The sequence below is a fragment of the Streptomyces blattellae genome, assembly GCF_009709555.1.
GTDB classification, from domain to species: domain Bacteria; phylum Actinomycetota; class Actinomycetes; order Streptomycetales; family Streptomycetaceae; genus Streptomyces; species Streptomyces blattellae.
The window spans coordinates 1-3,721 of the sequence record NZ_WJBG01000247.1; the positions used below are offsets into that span (position 1 = coordinate 1).

4 protein-coding genes are annotated in these 3,721 nt (G+C 68.4%); all 4 read right to left on the reverse strand.

The window, feature by feature from the left end:
* Positions 1–165: 165 nt before the first annotated feature.
* Positions 166–1,386, reverse strand: coding sequence for an acyl-CoA dehydrogenase family protein (locus GFH49_RS36790; protein ID WP_155060407.1), 1,221 nt, complete (start codon positions 1,384–1,386; stop codon positions 166–168).
* A 774-nt stretch (positions 1,387–2,160) separates the two neighbouring features.
* Positions 2,161–2,724 carry a VOC family protein gene (locus tag GFH49_RS36795; RefSeq protein WP_155060408.1) on the reverse strand — a complete coding sequence of 188 codons (564 nt, stop codon included), beginning with the start codon at positions 2,722–2,724 and terminating at the stop codon, positions 2,161–2,163.
* Positions 2,725–2,814: 90 nt separating this feature from the next.
* Positions 2,815–3,045 carry a CoA transferase gene (locus GFH49_RS40855; RefSeq protein WP_328288320.1) on the reverse strand — a complete coding sequence of 77 codons (231 nt, stop codon included), beginning with the start codon at positions 3,043–3,045 and terminating at the stop codon, positions 2,815–2,817.
* Positions 2,952–3,386, reverse strand: coding sequence for a CoA transferase (locus GFH49_RS40860; RefSeq protein WP_230396707.1), 435 nt, complete (start codon positions 3,384–3,386; stop codon positions 2,952–2,954). The genes GFH49_RS40855 and GFH49_RS40860 overlap by 94 nt, the downstream gene beginning before the upstream one ends.
* Positions 3,387–3,721 lie beyond the last annotated feature (335 nt).

Consider the following 3,721-nt stretch of genomic DNA (forward strand, 5'->3'; position numbering starts at 1 on the left):
CCCGGGTAGAGGCGGAACGCCATCTTGAAGGCATCCGCGGGCAGTACGGGAATCGGCTCGGCCACGGCCACGCCGTGTGCGCTCAGGTCGTCGCTGTGGGGGGAATACGCATTCATGTCCCTACCTTTGATTTCTGATCGTAAGAAACGTGCGCGGCGGGGCCGTTCAGCCCTGCCCCACGGTGGCCATGTAGTCGACGGCCGCGCGGCGCCAGCTGAGGTTGACATGGTTCGAGGCCATCTCCACGTCGCGCTTGGCGATGGAGACCGGGTGCTTGGGGTTGCCTCCCTTGGCACCGACGAGGGCAGCGATCCGCTGGACGTTGCGCAGCGCGATGCGGGTGACGAGCGCGTTGTCGCGCGTGTCACGTATCAGCTCGGCGGGGGTCGTGGTCTGGTGTGCGGTGTTCCGCCGGGAAGCCTCCAGGCTGCGCTGGTCGACCAGCATGCGCGCCATCTCCAGCTCGCCGGCGGCCTCCGCGAACTCGGTCGCGACGTACTCCTGGTCGGCGAGCTTGGTGACGCCGCCCACGGCGCTGGCGACGCGGGTGGCCGACGCGGCCGTCTCGGCGAAGTGGTCGGCGGCGCCCAGCGCGGCGCCGACAGCGACGGCCGAGAACGGGAACCGGCCCGCCGCGGGCCAGGACGACCACAGCGAGTCGAACGTGGGGTGCAGGGAGCGCCGCTCCTCAGTCATCCGGCCGATGTCGCGCATCGGCAGGACCCGGCGATCGGGGACGAACACGTCTTCGAAGGCCATCGACCGGCTGCCGGTCCCCCGCAGACCTGTCGGGAACCAGTCGTCGATCGTCACGCCTTCCTTCTGGTCGACGAGGAACATGTGCCCTTCGCCGTTCTCCCCCGCGGGCGCATTGCACATCAGCCACTGGGAGAAGTCCGAACCGCTGCAGAACCCCCACTGGCCGGTCAGCCGGTAGCCGCCCGGCACCCGCTCCGCCTTGGCCTTCGGGTTCAGGTTGATGTTTCCGGCGATCGTCGCGTACGGGTCCTCTCCCCACATCTCGTCCTGCGCCTCCTCCGGGAAGGCGAAGCCGACGACGCTGCTGGCGCTCAGGATGGAGAAGACCCAGGCGGTGGAGCCACAGCCGCGGGCGAGCGTCAGGGTCACCATCGCGTGCTCATGATCGGTGAGCTCCAGGCCCTCGTATTTCTTGGGCCTGAGGATATGGAGGAGGCCGGCGTCCTGCATCCGCCGGTGGATGTCGTCCGAGATGCGTCGCGACTCGTCGGTCTCGGCGGCTCGTTCGCGGAGCAGGGGCACCAGATCCTCGGCCGCGCGCATGATGTCGTCCGCGGTCAGGGAGGGGTTGGGCCCGGGGCGGACGCCCGCTGCGGCGCTGCTCGTGGAAAGGTTCTGGTTCTGCATTCCGTGACCTTCTCTCTGTGGGGAACGGGAGCCGGAAGGCAGCGCGCGAGTCCCGTGGGCGCGCTGCCAACCCCCTGATCCCTCGGTTGAGTTGCTGTAGTGAGTAGCGTGAAATGGCTGGTCAGGCCCTTCCGCCACGTCTGTTGAATCGACAGCTCAATGCCCCGATCGCCGGTTCAGGGCCGCCGCCGCGGGAGTCGGGGCTCGCGTGACGTCGGGCATGACGGAGGCGCCGGGCATGACGGAGGCGCCGGGTATGGCGGAGAGGTTGGCCACTCGCTCACGCCGACCGGGAGGAATCGGCCCGCCACGCGGGGGAAGCGCGAGCGGGCCGACTCCGGCCATGAGCGGCCACCGTCGGTGGGCCGAGCGACGGGGGCTCCGTCAACTCACAGGCATCGGTGCCCCGTCCGCAGCCTGCCTCCTGTCCCCAGCGGTTGGCTCTCGCCGGGGTGCCCGAGCACGGTTTCGAGCTGACGCGCCGCCCGCATGACCGGATGGCCCCTCAGCGGCCGGAGACTTCATGCACGAATGCGTGAAGGCACGAACTCGGCGATCCGGACCTCCGGGTCCAGCGACTCAGACGTGCAGCGCCGGCCGTTCCATCCCGGATCACTGCGCCATGACGGTTGCCTCGATGCGCTTGGCCCCAGTGGCGACGAAAGACTCCAGCACCCGCGCCTTGTCGGCGCGGTCGAGTGGCTTCCCGAGCTGCAGCCCGTCGCCCGGCGCGACCTCACGAACCGAGACAACCGGATCGGACGAGTACGACTCCTAGTCGCGCGGAGTCCAGTTGCAGGCGAGTGCCGTCCAGTCCGGGAACCCGAAGGGGCCGCCCATGGGCGTGACCTGGTCCTCGGGGACCTCCTCCCAGGTCACGGCCTCAAGGTTGTTGCCGTCCGGGTCGCGGAAGTAGACCGAGACCGCCGACATGCCGAGGTGGCTGCGCGGGCCGTTGAACGGGATGCCGTGGTCCTTGAGGCGGTCGACGAACTTGAACAGGCCCGTGGCGGACGTGCCGAACGCCCAGTGCGGCTGGGTGTTCTCCGTGGCGGCGACGGGGTACCCGTCCTCGGTCTTCTGCTCGGCGACCTCCACCAGCGTCGTACCGACGTGGTAGAAGATGTGCTTCAGACGCCCCAGCTCGATGTCCTTGTCGCTGTAGCCCGCCCGGTAGACCTCGATGCCGCCGAGGACCTGCTCGACGAACTTCCCGCCTTCCAGCGGGTCGCGGACTCCCAGTCCGACGTGGTCCATGCCCGTGAGGCCCGCCTCGTTCTCCGGGACGTCGTACCGGAGCCCGTGGTCCAGGAAGGGATGGGTGACTTCTGTGGTCATTACTCACGCTCCGTTGCGTTGCACTGATGTGTTCTTCGGGTTCCTGGTCGCAAAGGGGTGTGCGACCAGGACAACTGGAAATGGTTGTGCTCAGTCGAGCAGGCGGTTGTGCTCACCGAGTTTCGGTGCGCCGCGCTCCACTACGCCCGGCGTACTCGAGAGTTTGGGAACGATGCCCGGCATGGGCACCTGTTCGCCGTCGAGGGACGGGTCGGCGACGCGCAGGATCATGTCGCGGGCGCGATGATGTTCGTCGTTCTGGATATCGGCCGCGTTGTAGATCCGGCTCGCCGGAACCCCGGCTTCGTCCAGCAGCGACAGTGCCTTTTCCGAATCGAGGGACTTCGCCCATGCGGCGACTTCCTCGGACGGAAGTTCTCGATGACGACGTCCGCGTCAGCGAGAAGTCCCTTGAGCTGCTCCTGGCCCTCCGGCGTGGACAGGTCGATGACGACGGAACTCTTGCCTCTGGCGACATAGGACCAGTGCAGTCCCACGCCGTCGTAGAGCCGGCCCCAGCGCCGCATCGCGTCGCCGCTCGGGGGTTCGACCTTGATCACGTCCGCGCCGTGGTCGGCGAACACCCGACCGCGGACGGGACCTGCTGCGCGGTGTCCGAGCTCAACCACCTTCAGCCCGGACAGCGAACGACCGTCAGACACGTGGCCTCCACGTGGACGAGTAAGTGCGGAGATAGTTAGCATACGAACTACTCTCCATTGCCGCAAGCCCCTGGGGCGCGACCGACAGGCAACTCTCGCCGAGCGACGCGGAAGCCTTCCGCTCCGTGTCCCCCGTGGGACACGCGCACGCCGGGTAGCGGGTATGCGCTCATCTTGCTGCGCTCGCCGTGCTCGCCGCGCTCGCCGTGCTCACGCTGAGGTCGTGTCCCGCCTCGTGGTGTAAGCGACCCTGCTCGACGCGTTCCGGTCACCCGCGCGTCGGCCGGCCGCAGGGGACGCGGCGCCCGCCCCGTGTGCGGCTGACCTGCCGTCAG